Annotated in this window: 10 protein-coding genes; 9 read left to right on the top strand and 1 reads right to left on the bottom strand. The window is 54.7% G+C overall.

All coding sequences use genetic code 11. The annotated features are described in order from the left end of the window. Positions 1 to 188 precede the first annotated feature (188 nt). From EYC98_RS19640 to EYC98_RS19680, 9 genes are all read left to right on the top strand, one after another. Complete coding sequence (locus EYC98_RS19640; RefSeq protein WP_279247102.1) at positions 189 to 1,367, top strand: YCF48-related protein; 1,179 nt, start codon at positions 189 to 191, stop codon at positions 1,365 to 1,367. Continuing rightward, positions 1,360 to 3,702 (top strand): efflux RND transporter permease subunit, encoded by a 2,343-nt coding sequence (locus tag EYC98_RS19645; protein ID WP_279247103.1) that lies wholly within the window; start codon positions 1,360 to 1,362, stop codon positions 3,700 to 3,702. The genes EYC98_RS19640 and EYC98_RS19645 overlap by 8 nt, the downstream gene beginning before the upstream one ends. Continuing rightward, a complete protein-coding gene (locus EYC98_RS19650; protein ID WP_279247104.1) occupies positions 3,699 to 5,348 on the top strand; it encodes a DUF1302 domain-containing protein in 1,650 nt (549 codons plus the stop codon). The genes EYC98_RS19645 and EYC98_RS19650 overlap by 4 nt, the downstream gene beginning before the upstream one ends. Positions 5,349 to 5,362: 14 nt before the next feature. Then, positions 5,363 to 6,751, top strand: coding sequence for a DUF1329 domain-containing protein (locus tag EYC98_RS19655; RefSeq protein WP_279247105.1), 1,389 nt, complete (start codon positions 5,363 to 5,365; stop codon positions 6,749 to 6,751). A gap of 36 nt (positions 6,752 to 6,787) precedes the next feature. Continuing rightward, positions 6,788 to 8,686 carry an acetyl-CoA hydrolase/transferase C-terminal domain-containing protein gene (locus tag EYC98_RS19660; RefSeq protein WP_279247106.1) on the top strand — a complete coding sequence of 633 codons (1,899 nt, stop codon included), beginning with the start codon at positions 6,788 to 6,790 and terminating at the stop codon, positions 8,684 to 8,686. Between the two features lie 81 nt (positions 8,687 to 8,767). After that, a complete protein-coding gene (locus EYC98_RS19665; protein ID WP_279247107.1) occupies positions 8,768 to 10,609 on the top strand; it encodes a DUF1302 domain-containing protein in 1,842 nt (613 codons plus the stop codon). 19 nt (positions 10,610 to 10,628) lie between these two features. Further along, complete coding sequence (locus EYC98_RS19670) at positions 10,629 to 11,990, top strand: DUF1329 domain-containing protein (protein ID WP_279247108.1); 1,362 nt, start codon at positions 10,629 to 10,631, stop codon at positions 11,988 to 11,990. 36 nt (positions 11,991 to 12,026) lie between these two features. Continuing rightward, the gene (locus EYC98_RS19675) at positions 12,027 to 13,142 is read left to right on the top strand and encodes a WD40/YVTN/BNR-like repeat-containing protein (RefSeq protein ID WP_279247109.1); all 1,116 of its coding nucleotides are present in this window, start codon (positions 12,027 to 12,029) and stop codon (positions 13,140 to 13,142) included. Next, positions 13,139 to 15,511: an efflux RND transporter permease subunit gene (locus EYC98_RS19680; protein ID WP_279247110.1), complete on the top strand. Its 2,373-nt coding sequence runs from the start codon at positions 13,139 to 13,141 to the stop codon at positions 15,509 to 15,511. The genes EYC98_RS19675 and EYC98_RS19680 overlap by 4 nt, the downstream gene beginning before the upstream one ends. Here EYC98_RS19680 and EYC98_RS19685 read toward each other — a convergent pair. Next, entirely contained in the window at positions 15,508 to 16,446 is a 939-nt protein-coding gene (locus EYC98_RS19685) for a zinc-dependent alcohol dehydrogenase (RefSeq protein WP_279247111.1), read from the bottom strand. The genes EYC98_RS19680 and EYC98_RS19685 overlap by 4 nt on opposite strands. Positions 16,447 to 16,456 lie beyond the last annotated feature (10 nt).

A 16,456-nucleotide genomic window follows, 5' to 3' on the forward strand; every position in this document is an offset into this window, starting at 1 on the left:
ATAACTGCCCCGTTGTTGTTAAGACAGGGGTAGCTTACCCCGCAATCGCTAATAATTCGGCAACCGTACTTACAGTTGTGCCTCGCTAGCACAGCGATGCGGTTGCACTTGATGCGTGTCAATAACATCAGCGCCTAAAACCGGTACAAATGCACCTAGAATAATCATACTGGCGAAACGAGGCCTTCATGTACCTGAGCAAACCGGCGTCCGCAGTGCTGCGACGTTTGAGCCTAGCTGCGCTAATGGCGGCGGTGTTGTCGCCCTGGCAGAGTGCACCGGTATTGGCCCGGGAGTTGCCGTTGCGCGCGACCGAAGCGCTGGCGTTGGATGTGGCAACTATCGCTAAGCGGTTGCTGGTGTGCGGTGATTACGGTCAGATACTCTATCTGGACGATCCTTCGCATAGTCTGCGCGTTAGCGCGGATTGGAAACTGGCCAATGTACCCACTCGCACATTACTTACCGCCATCTACTTTGTAGATGACCAGCGCGGCTGGGCAGTGGGTCATGACGGTAATGTGCTGGCGAGCGTAGATGGTGGCCGCAACTGGGTTTTGCAACGAGACGGCCTGCAACAGCAGAAGCAGTTGAATACGGTGGCACTGGATGAGGCGCGGCGGCGTTACGCGACGGCCAGCGCAGCGCTACTGGCAGAGGACGAGCCCGCGCAACGACAGCAATTAGCGCAGCAGCTGGAGGAGATCGATCTCGATCTTGAAGACGCCGAGTTCCTGATAGCAGAGCCAGTGCACGCGCCGCCATTGCTTGACGTATTCTTTGCTGATCCGCTGCGTGGCGTTGCGGTTGGCGCATTCAATACGCTGCTAATCACCGTCGATGGTGGCGTCAATTGGCGGGAGCATGGCGCCGCGCTGGACAATCCCGATGGTTATCATATTAATGCGATAACCGGCGATGAGAGTGGCCGTATGTGGTTGGCAGCAGAGGGCGGTCTACTCTACCGTAGCAGTGATTTCGGTCGCAGCTGGGAGTCTCTGGAGAGCCCTTACCCGGGGTCCTGGTTTGGCATTATGCGGCAGCCCGAAACCGATTCACTGTTGGTCTTTGGCTTGCGCGGGAATGTCTATCGCAGCGATGACCTTGGTAGCACCTGGTCACCGGTGGAAGGGGCCCGCGGGCGGACTATTGCTGGCGGCATCTATGCCGGGTCCAATCATGCGCTGTTGGTGGGGGCCGTTGGAACGCTGTTGCTGAGCAACGATGGTGGCAAGAGTTTTACCGGCACAGCAGTACCGCAGCGAGTGGGTTTCAGCGGCGTCGCCGTCGTCGGGAGTCGTGTGGTGCTGGTAGGGCAGGGGGGTATCCATAGCATGGACTCACCGCTGGGTACGCAACATGAATGAGTCAGCGCGCAGGCAACCGCAGGATGGCGCCGTTCCAGTGCTGGAGCAGCTGGTGTTCGGGCAGCGGGCCTTATTACTGGTAGGTTTTTTCCTCTGCACCTTGTTTTTGGGCTGGCACGCCACTCGGCTGCAGCCGGATGCCAGTTTCGAAAAAATGATTCCTATGGAGCACCCCTATATTCAGGCAATGATGCGCCATATAGCGGACCTGGGGGCGGCTGGTACCACCATTGCCATCGTGGTGGAGCCGGTGACCGGAGACATCTTCAATGCTGAGTATATGGAGGTGGTTCGGCTGGTCACCGACGAACTGTTTTACCTGCCCGGTGTCGACCGTAACCGTATGCGTTCCATGTGGACGCCCAATGTGCGTTGGACCGAGGTCACCGAGCAAGGGTTCGAGGGCGATAAGGTGATTGATGCCCGTTACGACGGCAGCGCGCAGGCTATGGAGCGTCTGCGTGCTAACTTGTTGCGCTCCGGTGAGTTGGGGCGTCTGGTTGCCACAGACTATCGCTCCTCGATTGTTGAGGCCCCCCTGTTTGATCGCGATCCGCGTACCGGAGAGGCGATGGATTATGCGGCGTTCTCCGCGCAGCTGGAAACCGATATTCGCCAGAAGTACCAGTCCGATACGGTGCGCATCCGCATTGTCGGTTTTGCCAAGATGGTGGGTGACTTGCTCGACGGCATTCGTTATATCGTTTTGTTTGCGGCTATTACCCTGGTGGTAACAGCGGCCTTGTTATTCTTATACAGCCGCAGCGCTGTGGCGACTTTAGTGATTCTGGGCTGTTCGTTAATAGCGGTGGTATGGCAACTGGGTCTGTTGCAACTACTCGGCTTTGGTCTCAATGCTTACTCGATTCTGGTGCCGTTTCTGGTATTTGCCATCGGCGTGAGCCACGGCGTGCAGATGATCAACGCAGTGGCTGTTAACAGCGTCAATGACGCCAGCGCGATGCAAAGTTCACGGCTGGCTTTTCGCGGTCTCTATGTTCCCGGTATGACCGCGTTGGTGTCCGATGCAGCCGGATTCATCACCATGTTGCTGATACCGATTGCGGTTATCCGGGATCTGGGCGTGGCGGCCAGCGTAGGCGTTGCGGTCATTATCCTGACCAATCTGGTCTTGCTCCCGATCATTATGTCCTGGCTGAAGCTCGGGGCTGGCAGTGTCTCCAGGCTGCGCGCTGGACCGGAACAGCAGCGTCCCCACTGGGAAATCCTGTCACAAGCGGCGCAGCGTCGCGGCGCCAAGCTGTTGCTGGGGCTGGCGCTGGGTCTGGCGGTATTGGGACTGTACCAGTCGCAGTATCTGCAAATTGGTGACCTCGACGCCGGGGCACCTGAGTTACGGCCTGACTCGCGTTATAACCTCGATAGCAATTACGTCAATGAACACTACTCCACCAGTTCAGATGTGCTGGTGGTGATGGTGGAAACTGAGGCGGAGCAATGCGCCGAGTACGACAATATGGCGCTCATCGAGGAATTCTCCTGGGCGCTGGAAAACGTGCCAGGGGTCGAATCTGTCATGGCCTCTTCCCGAGTATCACGCATGGTACTGAGTGGTTACAACGAGGGCAGCCTGAAATGGTCAACGGTCACTCGCAATCAGGCCGCCCTGAACTCAACCTTTAATCGCATGCCGGAACAGTTGATGAACGCCGATTGCAGTCTATCGCCGGTTGTTGCCTTTTTAGCAGACCACAAGGCTGCCACGCTGGAGCGCGTACTGGCGCAAGTAGAGGATTTTGCCCTCAGCAACAACACAGACAGTATTCGCTTTGTGCCCGCCTCCGGCAGCGCGGGCATTGAAGCTGCGACCAATCAGGAGATTGAGCGTTCCCAGCTGCGTATGATCTATCTGGTCTATGGCGTGGTCGCGTTACTGGTATTTCTGAGTTTTCGTTCCTGGCGCGCGGTGGTCATTATCTTGCTGCCTCTAGCCCTGACATCCATTCTCTGCCAGGCGCTGATGGCCCAACTGGGAATCGGGGTCAAGGTGGCAACCCTGCCGGTGATTGCCCTGGGTGTGGGGGTGGGTGTTGATTACGGCATCTATGTTTATGCACGTTTGATGCACTTTATGAACAGTGGCCTGAGCTTGGCCGAAGCCTATCGGTGCACCCTTTACTCGACCGGTAAAGCGGTCGCCTTCACCGGCATTACTCTGGCCATAGGGGTGGCCACCTGGATCTGGTCGCCCATCAAGTTCCAGGCCGATATGGGTATGCTGCTGACCTTTATGTTTTTGCTGAACATGGTGGGTGCCCTGACGCTCCTGCCAGCTCTGGCTACTTATCTGCTGCCAAACAAGGAGATGTCATGATGCTACGCAAGGTTTTGCCCTGGCTGGTACTGGGGCTAAGTTGTCCCGTTAGCGCGCTGGATTTTACTTTTGACAATGGTGTTTCCGTGGCGCTGGATTCAACCCTGACCTGGGGCGCGCAATGGCGTACTGAAGGCCGTGATGACAGCATTACTGGCAGCGAGTTTGTTAATCGTCTGCAGGATGAACCCTTCCTGCCCTTGACTGATCCCGAATACAGTCAGGCGCAAACCGTCTTGCTCAATAGTAACGACGGTAATAATAACTTTGATAAAGGGCTGGTCTCGCATCGGGTGACGTTGCTGGCAGATCTGGATATCAATTGGGAGAACTATGGCCTGTTCGTGCGCGGCAAGGCGTTCTATGACCAGGTCTATCAAGACAACGATACCAATCTCAGCGGCGATGATTTTCGCAGCTATAACAGCGGCACTCTCTACGGTGGCGACGCCCAACCTGGCGAATTTCCTGAGCAGACCCAAAGGCGTCACGGCAGGCAGATTGAGATACTGGATATTTTTGGCTACGCCACCTGGGAATTGCCCGGTGACCGCCTGTTCGACCTGCGCGTGGGACGGCAGGTTATCAATTGGGGTGAGTCGACCTTCTATCAGGGTATCAATAGCATCCAGAACCGTGCCGACCAGTTCGCTGCCAACACCCCGGGTGTGGAGATCAGAGAAATATTTCTCCCCACCGGTTCTGTTTATGCCCAGATAGACGTGATACCCAGCCTGACGCTGGAAGCCTATTACCAGTACGAATGGCTGGAAAACGATCTCAACGGGGTTGGCAGCTACTTTGCGACCAATGACCAGGTCGGTCCCGGGTCCCATGCGTTCCTTATCCCAACTCCGAACAGTGTGTTGGTGCCAGAGGAAATTCGGGGTAATGAGTTTAATTTACGCGGCGTTCTGCGCACTCCCGATGATAACGCCAGTGACTCCGGCCAGTGGGGAATGGCACTGCACTATGTCACCGAGGGCGGCTGGGATTGGGGGCTTTACCACGCGGTGGGCCACGATAAAAAGCCCTCGTTTGTACTCGAATATATTGATGTTCCCGGCTCACCGCAGCCCGTGCCGTTGACCTACAACCTGCGCTATTACGAAGATATACGTGGCAATGCGGTGAGTTTCACCACCGTGGTTGGAAATACCAATGTGCAAGGTGAAATTTCGTTGCTGGACGGAACACCGATGGTTAATGCTGCGGGTGATCCGGAACGTGAAAAACTGGCCAAGCTGCAAGTGGGTGGCACCCACCTGTACGGTCCCAGTTTTCTGGCTGACTCGGTGACGCTTACTTTTGAAGGGTTTTATGCCACCGTCACCAGTGCTGACAGTGACGAATTGATAGGTGATGACAGCGCGCTGGGCTACTCTCTGCTGGCAGATGTGGCGTACAACAATGTTGCCCAGGGTTGGGACCTGAGCATACCGATTTACTTCAAACACGATGTTAAGGGGCTGATTCAGGAAATTCAGAGCTTTGAAAAAAGTAAAGTACTCAGCCTGGGACTGAAGGGCACTTACCTGAACAACCTGACCGTTAATATGGCCTATTCATTCTACTTTGGTGGTGGTGACAATAACCTGCTGCAAGACAGGGATAACGTGGCACTGAACATCAAGTACGGTTTCTGAACGAGGACAAACGTATGCAACAAAAATTAATGCAAACAGCAGCACTGGTGTGCCTGCCGCTGCTACTGGCGAGTATGCCGGCAGCGGCAAAGGTGGGTGCGGAAGAGGCGGCAAAATTGGGCGTCAGCCTGACCCACCTGGGGGCGAATCCGTCTGCCAATGACGATGGTTCGATTCCCGCATTCAACGGTTCTATGTTGGGCTTGCCCGAGGGTCTGAGCTATGAGGGAGCCAAAACGCCTTACCCTGATCCCTATGCTGATGATCCGATTCTGCTGACAATTACAGCGGCCAATCGGCAGCAGCATGCGCAGTTTTTGAGCCCGGGACTGGAGGCCATGTTTGCTACTTATCCAGACACCTTTGAGGTGCAGGTTTATCCCACACACCGTGATGGACGCTACTCCGACCAGTTTCGTGAAAAGGTTAAACACAATGCGTTAAATGCCGAGCTTTCTAACGGAGAAGATGGCATCCGCGGCTTCACCGGAGCGGTGGCGTTTCCAGTTCCTACTACCGGCGCCGAGGTTATCTGGAATTCGCGTACCAGTGGACCCAACTATACTCTCGCCGGTACCTACTCTGATATTGCGGTGTTCAGCAACGGCTCGCGTTCAGAGCGGCGCTCTACCATTATGTCAGAGTACCCCTATGCCAATCCTGACAACACAGTAGGTGCTGGTGAGGCGGAACTTGGCATATGGGCAGCTTATGTGATGACCGAGGTGCACTTGCCGAAGCGTGACAAGGGGACTATCACTTCGATATTTGAACCCTACGATTACGTCACCCACGCCCGTGAAGCCTGGCGCTATATCCCCGGGTCGCGACGCGTGCGGCGCGCACCCACGGTGGGCTACGACACGCCGGACGGCCCCGGTGGGTTTATAACAGTAGACGATACGCTCGGGTTTAACGGCGCCATGGACCGCTTTACCTGGACTCTGGTGGGCAAGCAGGAACTCTACGTGCCGTTCCATACCTATAAGTTTGATGAGTCTGAGCTGGACTATGACACCTTGCTGACGCCCTATCATGCCAACCCCGATTATCTGCGTTATGAGAAGCGGAGAATGTGGGTAGTAGAAGCTAACTTGCGTGAGGGTAGTCGCCATATTTACGCCAAGCGTCGCTTCTATATTGATGAAGATAGCTGGAATATTGTGATGACCGAGAACTACGACGGTCGCGGTGAATTGTGGAAGGTGGTACTCATTAACAATATCTATGAGTATAACGTTCAGGGTTACGTCAATCGCGCCATGATGTTTCATGAACTGCGAGCCGGTGGCTACATAACTATTCGTCTGGTGAACGATAGTAAGCCGCTAGACTATACGGTCGAGCCCCAAGGGCCGGCGTATTATTCGCCAACTAATGTACGCAAGCTGGGACGGCGTTAAGCAAAGCGCTGCGTCCTCATTCAGGAGAATATCAAGATGTCTTATAGTTCCGTGGCAGCCGCTGCTGAAGAGATTGTTCGCAGCACCGGCGGCAATATTGTATTGGGTATGCCGCTCGGTATGGGTAAACCCAATCCGCTGGTTAACGCGCTGTATCGTATGGCCTGCGCAGACAGCAGTATATCGCTGACCATACTGACCGCACTATCTCTGACCCGGCCGCGTGCCAGCGGCGAGTTGCAACAACGTTTTCTGGCGCCTTTTATCGAGCGTGTCTATGCTGATTACGAGGAGCTGGATTACCTGCATGCCGCACGCGCACATACCTTGCCGGATAACATCTGCGTCAATGAGTTTTTTGTGCAGCCTGCCAGTGAGTTAAGTAACCCCTATACGCAGCAAAACTATATCAACTCCAACTATACTCACGCGGCGCGCGACATGAACAACCGCGGCGTCAATGTGATTGCCCAGACTATAGCCTCGCGCAACGTTAATGGTGAGCAGCAGTTTAGCCTCAGTTGTAATCCGGAGGTATTGTTGGACGCGCTGCCGCGCCTCTTGCAGCGGCGTGAAAGTGGTGAGACTGTGCTGGTGGTTGCTCAGATTCACCCCGATATGCCGTTTATGGAAAATACCGCCGAGGTTCCAGCGGCGTTGTTTGACATGATTATTGATGATCCTGCCTATAGCAGTCGACTGATTTCTACGCCCAATATGCCGGTGAGCATGACGGAGCATTTTATTGGTCTGGGTGCCAGCGCCTTGCTCAAGGATGGCGGTACCCTGCAGATAGGTATCGGAGCCCTGGGTGATGCCGTCGCAAGCGCCACGCTATTGCGTCATACCGACAATAGTAGCTATCGCGGTTTGCTGGATGAGACCGGTCTGACCCCGGACAGCTTTTCGGTACTGGCTGCAGACGGCGGCGCCGATACTTTTGAACAGGGGTTGTATGGCTGTAGTGAGATGTTCACCTATGGTCTGTTCAGACTGATGGAGGGTGGCGTGATCAAGCGCCACGTGACCGATGCGCAAGGTCGTTCTATTTGCATGCACGGTGGCTTTTTCCTCGGTCCAAATGCGTTCTACGAATCGTTGCGGCAGATGTCTCCCGAGCAGCATTCAAGTATCGATATGACTCACATCAGCTTCGTTAACTCGCTCTATGGTCAGGAGGAGCTCAAACGTCAGCATCGGGTCGAGGCGCGCTTTGTGAACACCGCGTTTACAGTCACGTTGATGGGAGCCGGCGTGGCGGATCAGCTGGACGACGGGCGCATACTGAGCGGAGTAGGTGGTCAGTACAATTTTGTGGCGCAGGCGCACGAGTTAGAGGGCGCGCGTTCTGTGCTATTGGTCAGGGCAACGCGTGAAAAAGACGGTAAAGTCAGCTCAAATATTGTCTGGAATTACGCGCACACGACCATACCGCGTCACTTGCGGGATATTGTCGTCACCGAGTACGGGGTGGCAGATCTGCGTAGCAAGACCGACGCTGAAGTTATTGCGGCGATGCTGAATATATGTGACTCGCGCTTTCAGCAGGAGCTCATGGAGACCGCAAAAGAGCATGGCAAGCTGGCACAAGATCATCAGATCCCCGAGCGATTTCAAAACAATAATCCGCAAAAGCTGCGCGAGATCTATCTGCAGCACCACCGCGCTGGGCACTTTCCTGACTTTCCGCTGGGCAGCGACTTCACCTATGTTGAGGAAATGCTGTTGCCCGCGCTGAGCTGGTTGGGTGCTCACATGAAAACCTCGGCGATAGCGGAGCTCGCCAGGGTGAGCGTTATCAGTGATGCCACCGCAGAGCACTACCAGCCGCATTTAGCCCGCATGGGATGTGACAAGCCGACGACTATTCGTGACCGGCTGTACCGACAATTGCTGTTAATGGCGCTATGCGCAGTTGATAAAACAGAGCAATAGCTTAATATCTTGATATGCCACAAGTTGTGGCGCATAACAGTTGCCTAGAATAGCCCTATAAATTCAATAAAGGGGTCGCAGATGATTGACGCTAGAGTACTAAGAGGATTCGCTGTAGCTGTACCGCTGCTAGCCGCAGCACAGGGCGCTCATGCTTTGAAGTTCGATTGGGGGGAATTCGAGGGTACTTTCAACTCGACATTTTCAGTTGGCGCCAGCTGGCGGACGGAAAAACCCGATTTGGATTACCTGAGCCCGGGCAATACCGACGATCTTGGTAAGGCCTCGGTGAGCGTCACCGATGACGGTAACCTGAACTACGATAAGGGCGACATGTACTCCATGCTGCTCAAAGGTGTGCATGATTTTGATCTTAACAATGGCCAGTTTGGCGTGTTTACCCGCTTTAAGTACTGGTACGACTACGCGCTGGCTGACCGCAATGTCAATCACGGGCATGTAGCTAATGGCTATGAACCTAATAGCGAACTCAACATGGGTGATTTCGAAGACTTGGCTCAGGAGAGTGGGTTCGAGTTTCTCGATTACTACGTCTACGCAGACTTTGATGTAGGCAATATGCCGCTGGATCTGCGCGCCGGTAATATGGTGCTGAGCTGGGGCGAGAGTACTTTCATACAAAATAGTGTCAATGTCATCAACCCCATTGACGTTACCGCCTTGCGCAAGCCCGGTGCAGAGATTAAGGAAGCTTTGCTCCCCACGGGACTGGTTTACGGTAACCTCGGGCTTACCGGGAACCTGAGCCTGGAGATGTTTTACCAGTATAAGTGGGACCGCTACGTACTGGACGAGTGTGGCACGTATTGGTCCACTGCTGATGTCTATGGCGGTGGTTGCGATAAACTCACCGCCAGCACCTCTATGACTGATCGCGATCAAATCAATCCTGACAATCCGTTCTTCGTACCGCGCGCCCCCGATGATGAGCCTTCAGATAAAGGACAGTGGGGCGCCGCCTTCCGTTATTACGCCGAGGCCCTCAATGCCACGGAATTTGGTGCCTACTACATCAATTACCACAGCCGCACGCCCATCTTGAGCGCCAACAATCCGACCGAGAATTTTGGAAGCCCGTTTATCTTCGGCTCCAATCCGTCATACTTTTTTGAGTTCCCCGAGGATATTCAGATTTATGCGCTTACTTTCGCTACCAATGTAGGCGACTGGGCAGTGTCGGGTGAGTTTAGCTACCGTCCCGAGTTTCCGTTGCAGATCAGTACATCCGAGGTCAATCAATCAGCCGCCTTGGGATCTTGGGCTGAATGGTCACGTATGCTGCCCAGAGCAGAGGCGGCAGGGCCGGGTGGCGTAGTCAACGGCTACGACGAAGTTGAATACACTCAGGCACAGGTTACCTTTATCAAATTTTTTGAACAGGTATTAGGGTCCAATCGCTTGTCGTTTGCCGCTGAGTTTGGTGCCACCTGGCTGGATGATCTGGATGATGAGCAGAACTATGGTCGCCCGGCCACTTTCGGTGTTGGAGACTTTGAGCCATTTCCCAGTGAATTGTTCCCTTCCGAGGAAGATGTCAGATGCGATAATCATCCTACCCTGGGGGGGCTTGGTGTACAGCCCAACTCGCAGACGCAAAACTGTACTAATCAAGGCTTTACGGATGACTTTAGCTGGGGCTATCGCATGCGTGCTTCACTGGATTACTCTGACGTTTTCATGGGAGTGAATATGACTCCCAATGTCGCTTGGTCGCATGATGTGCAGGGTTATTCGCCAGCGCCCAACTTTGTCAAAGGTCGCAAGGCGTTGAGCCTGGGTGTCAAAGCAGACTACCTGAACCGTTACAGTGCGGACCTTTCCTACACCAGTTTTTTTGGTTCTGATTACGACGACCTTGATGACAGGGACTTTTTGTCCTTGAGCTTCTCGGTCGCATTCTGATTTTTGGCGGGAGTTTACAATGAATAATAAACTGACATCACTGATGCTGACGGCACTGCTGGGCGTGGCGCCACTGAGCCATGCCAAGGTGACCGCAGAGCAGGCGGCGCAACTTGGCGGTGATACGCTGACTCCCATCGGCGCCGAGCGCGCGGGTAATGCGGATGGCTCTATCCCGGCCTGGACCGGAGGCATTCAAGAAATGCCCGCAGGTTATGTAGAAGGCGAACGGCTGGTAAACCCTTTCGCTGATGATGAAGTGCAATATACGATCAATGCCTCCAATTATCAGGACTATGAACAGTTCCTTTCGCCAGGCCAAATCGCGCTGTTAAAGCGCTATCCCGATACCTTCAGTATGCCGGTATACCCGACTCGGCGCAGTGCGCGTATTCCTGAGGCTGAATATGAAGGCATTAAGGCCGGAGCGACCGAGACCGAGATGGTCCAGGGCGGCAGTGGCCTGACTAAATTCAAGGCCAGCGTACCGTTTCCTATTCCGCAGCACGGGCTCGAGGTCATCTGGAACCATATCACCCGTTACCGCACTCCCTATGGTGCACAGTGGCGCTTCACCAAAATACCAGTACAAGCTAATGGTAATTTTAGCCCGGTGCTGTTTGAGCAGCTGACACTGTTCGCCAACCGGGTGCCGGATAATCCTAATCCGAACCGCCTGTTCGTATTCCTGCAGCGTATTCTGGCGCCGGCCCGACTTGAGGGTGACGTATTGCTGGTGCATGAAAATATTGACCAGATTGCAGAACCACGTTCGGCCTGGGTTTATAACGCCGGTCAGCGCCGCGTGCGACGCGCCCCTAATATTGCCTATGATGGACCCGGTACAGCTTCTGATGGCCTTAGTACCTCGGATGATCTGGATATGTACAACGGCTCGCCGGATCGTTACGACTGGGAACTGGTGGGCAAGCAAGAGCTGATGATTCCCTACAACTCCTATGGACTGCGTCGGGGTGATCTTAACTATGACGATATTATCAAGGCCGGCCACCCTAACCCGGAACACCTGCGCTATGAAAAACACCGGGTCTGGGTGATTGACTCCAAACTCAAAGATGGCGCGCGTCATATTTATGCGCGGCGCACATACTATGTTGACGAGGACACCTGGCAGATCGCTATCATTGACCACTACGACGGTCGCGGTGAACTGTGGAAGGTCAAGGAAGGGCATGAGGTTTCTCACTATCAGGTCGAAGTCCCATGGCTAGCCGCAGACTTTCTTTACGACCTGGTGTCAGGTCGGTATCTGGCGACAGGGCTCGATAACGAAGAAAAAGGCTATCCCTACAACTTTGAGTGGCAGGGCGATTTTGATGACTTCACCCCTGCGGCTCTGCGTCGAGCCGGACGGCGCTAGTTCAATGCTGATGACATTTGTGAAAGATATTATCGCGTGACGCGTATTGGAGCCCTGCTGGCGGGCATACTAATACCGGCGCTAATGGTTTGGCCTTCAGCACAGGCCCAGGAAGTGGACTATAGCTTCTTGCCTGCGCTGCCAGTCGGCACGCCCGCAACGGCACCCCTAACATCGATTGCTCGCTGCGATAGCAGGTTGCTAGCGGTAGGTGAGCGCGGTTTAGTGATCTGGTCTGATGATGGTGGCGAGAAGTGGCAGCAGTCTCCGGTCTCAGTGAGTCAAGGGCTGACGTCAGTATTTTGCCTACCGGGAGGCCAGGCATGGGCTACCGGGCACGGTGGTGTCATCTTGTCCAGCGCTGACCATGGCAGCTCATGGGAACTTGTGTTTGATGGGCATGCAGCAAATCAGCAGTGGTTGGCTTTCACCGAGCGGCGGGTGCAGGAATTGGAGGCCGAACTCAACGGCGCCGAGGATGTGGACTACGCGGTGGAAGACGCAACCTATGCAGTGGAGGATGCGCAGGCCGCGGTTGAAGTGGGGCCCGCTGATCCGCTGTTGGATATCCATTTTAGTGATGCCGATCAGGGTGTTGCTGTCGGAGCCTACGGCATGCTTTACAGAAGCTCTGATGGCGGCGGCACTTGGCAGTTGGCGGCTGACCATATTGAAAACCCGGAGCGTTTTCACTACTACGCGATCACCCCGGGACGCAGTGGCAGCCTGTTTCTCAGCGGTGAAGCGGGTCTGTTGTTCCGTTCCCGCGACGGGGGAAAAAACTGGGATACTCTGGACTCGGGCTATGACGGGAGTCTTTTCGGCCTACTCGCCTTAAGTGACGGCGGAGTGTTGGCCTTTGGATTACGCGGTAACGTTTTACGCAGCGACGATGATGGCGATAGCTGGCAAACGCTGAGCGTGGCCGACAGTAGTGGGCTCAGTCTCTACAGCGGTGTGCAGCTGGACTCTGGCCTGGTGGTATTGGTGGGTAGTGCAGGCGCCGTTGTGCGCGGGACAGGTACTACCTTTAATGCCTCGCTGTTGGCTCCACGGCGCTCGACCATGAGCAGCCTCACCCGGCTTGCCGGAGAATTAGTGATTGCCGCGGGCATGGATGGCGTGGTTCGTTTGCAAGGAGGCCGGCCATGACAGAAGTCGCTAGTATTGAACAACAGGACGACGGGCGGTTTCGGCCGGCGGTAGCTACACTGATTTTTGGGCACCGTAAGTTACTGCTCATTCTATTTATAGGCGTTAGTATTTTCTTTAGCATGCAGGCGCTGCAGCTGCGGCCCGATGCCAGTTTCGAGAAAATGATACCGGTGTCGCACCCCTATATCGCCAATTTTTTGCGCAACCGCGATGACTTGTCAGGTTTAGGTAACTCGGTACGTATCATTATCGAGACGACCGAGGGTGATATCTTCACCGCCGAGTTCCAGCAATTATTACGCGAGGTCACCGACGAGCTTTTTTACACGCGCGGAGTTGATCGGGCCGGACTGCAGTCATTGTGGACCCCGAACGTGCGCTGGCAGGAAGTCACCGAAGAAGGTTTTGTAGGCGGCTCGGTAATTCCCGATGATTACGACGGCAGTCAGCGCAGTCTTGATGACTTGCGCAGTAATACCCGCAAGTCAGGCCAGATCGGCCGCATAGTCGCCAACAATTTCCAGTCCGCCATTATTCTGGCACCGCTGCTGGAGAAAGATCCTGAGACCGGCGCCAAACTGGATTACACGGAGTTATCTCGGCATCTAGAGAAAAATGTTCGCGAGAAGTATCAGAGTGACACCATTCAAGTACACATCACTGGCTTTGCCAAGTTGTTGGGTGACCTGATTGAGGGCGCGACGTTAGTCGGTCTGTTCTTTGGGATTGCTTTCGTTATTACCGCATTGATGCTCTACCTGTACAGCCGCTGCCACTGGTTGACCATGGCGTCGTTGCTATGTTCCACCATTGCTGTGATTTGGTTGTTGGGCTTATTGCATACGCTGGGTTTGGGCCTGGACCCCTACAGCATGCTGGTGCCATTTCTGGTGTTCGCGGTGGGTATCAGTCACTCGGTACAGATGATTAATCGCTTTGGTTACAACTGTCACGCTGGTCTGGACAAGAAACGAGCTGCCTGGTTGACCTTTACGCGGCTTAGTAAGCCGGGCTTCACCGCGCTGGTCAGTGATGGGGTCGGTTTCTCCACGCTGGCCATCATTGATATACCGGTGATCCGCGAGCTGGCTTTGGTGGCCAGTAGTGGTATTGCGGTACTGATTTTTACTAACCTGATTCTGTTACCGGTGGTGTTGTCTTTTACTGGCATCAGCGGCACATGTTTCCGCTACCGCGAGCGCAAGCGCCATAGTGGTTTCGCGCATTGGTTCGTAGTCTCAGGGACTGCTCGCCCGCGGCAGGCACGCTATGTCTTGATGGTGGCGGTGGCGTTACTCATATTTGGCCTATGGCGTGGCCAGGACCTCAAAATTGGGGATTTGGATCCAGGCGCACCGGAGCTGCGTCCTGACGCACGCTATAATCTCGATGATGCGTTTCTACGCGCTAACTATGCCACCAGTACCGACGTGTTTGTGGTGATGGTAGAGACCGCGCCACAGCAGTGTGGTGCCTATGCTGCTATTGCCTCTATTGACTACTTTCAGGGCGTGATGGAAACCGTACCCGGCGTGCAGTCTGCTATGTCATTGGTGGACGTTTCCAAGCTGGTCATTATGGGGATGAACGAGGGTAATCCTAAATGGCATGGGATTAGTCGCAATCAGTTTATTTTGAATAACTCGCTCAGCCGCGTGCCGGGTAGTTTACTCAATACCGACTGCTCAATGGTGCCGGTGATTCTGTTTTTGGAAGATCATAAGGCAGATACCTTGGCCGGCGTGGTGGCCGCGGTGGAAGCCTTTAGCGCGGAGCACAACAGTGAGTCTATTCGCTATGTGCTGGCGGCGGGTAATGCCGGTGTTGAGGCGGCGACCAATATCGTGATCAGCCAGGCTCAGTACGAGATGCTGGCGTGGGTCTATGGTGTGGTGATTTTACTGTGCGTATTGACGTTTCGCTCCATACGCGTCGCAGCGTGCATTATATTGCCACTGGTGCTGACCTCGATTCTGGGTCAGGCGTTGATGGCGTCACTGGGTATTGGCGTCAAGGTAGCGACGCTACCGGTGATTGCGCTGGGCGTTGGTATCGGCGTTGACTACGGCATCTATATTTATAATGCCCTGCAATTCTATACCGGTCAGGGTACTTCCTTGCAGCAGGCGTATTTTGAGGCACTCAAGGCCAGCGGTACCGCGGTAGCCTTTACCGGTTTGACCCTGGCAATCGGGGTGGCGACGTGGATTTATTCACCGATCAAGTTTCAGGCGGATATGGGACTGCTGCTCACGTTTATGTTCTTCTGGAATATGCTGGGAGCACTGTTGTTACTGCCAGCCTTGGCCAGTGTATTACGTCTGGGCGAACAAAATGCCGAGCCGATAACTCCCGAGTCGCTTTAGGGTGCTACGTCAAACATAACTTTGATGGCGCCGCTGGCACGATCTGCGGCGGTGTCGAAAGCTTCACGGGCTGCTTCCAGTGGATAGCGATGGCTGATAAGCGCATCGGCAATATGCGGTGACTGCAGCAGTACTTGCGCCGCTTCGTTGAATTCACCGTGCTTGTGGCCGGCCCGGTAAGTCGTTGCCGCTATCAGTTCTAGTTCACGTGCACAAAAGGCAATATCAAGGCTGGCCGGGTTCCACAGTGAACCTACGAGAGCTACGCGGCCCATAGGCCGGCAGCGGGCAATAGCCTCAGCGATACTGTCAGTCGTACCCACTGCATCTACCACCACATCGTAACCATCACTGGCCTTTAAGTGACCTCCCAGTTTGGCTGCGGCGGCCTGCTGGTGGGGATAGCGTGCGGTGATATCAAAGCCCATGTCCCGGCCCTGCAGGATGGCGGCGGTGGCCAGGCCAATAGGGCCGGCACCAATGACCAGAATTTTGTCTTTGGTGGTTACCCGGGCTCGATTGAGGCCGTGAGCAGCTACTGCAAGCGGCTCAATCAGGCAGGCAGAGTTGACGTCCAGACCGCTGGGCAGTCGAAAAATGGCTGCCTCGGGTACCAGCACATATTCGGCCATGCCGCCGTCGACGTTAATGCCTACGTAGCTTGCGCCCTCATCGCAGTGTGACCGGTGTCCTTCAATACAGGCCCAACAATCTCCGCAGCCCAGATTGGGTTCTACGGTTACAGCGCTGCCGTCATCGGTGTAGCCGGCAAATTCATGCCCCATCACCATGCCTTCGGCCCAGCCATTGTTGATCATGTGCAGGTCTGAACCACAGATAGAGGCGGTTGCTACCCGCACGCGGACACCGTCTGCGGTAGGCAGCTCAGATTCTTCGAGGCTGGGTTTGCCATCAATGATGCGAACAACTTTCATGGACTGTATC

Source organism: Candidatus Litorirhabdus singularis (assembly GCF_026262625.1).
GTDB lineage: Bacteria > Pseudomonadota > Gammaproteobacteria > Pseudomonadales > Halieaceae > Litorirhabdus > Litorirhabdus singularis.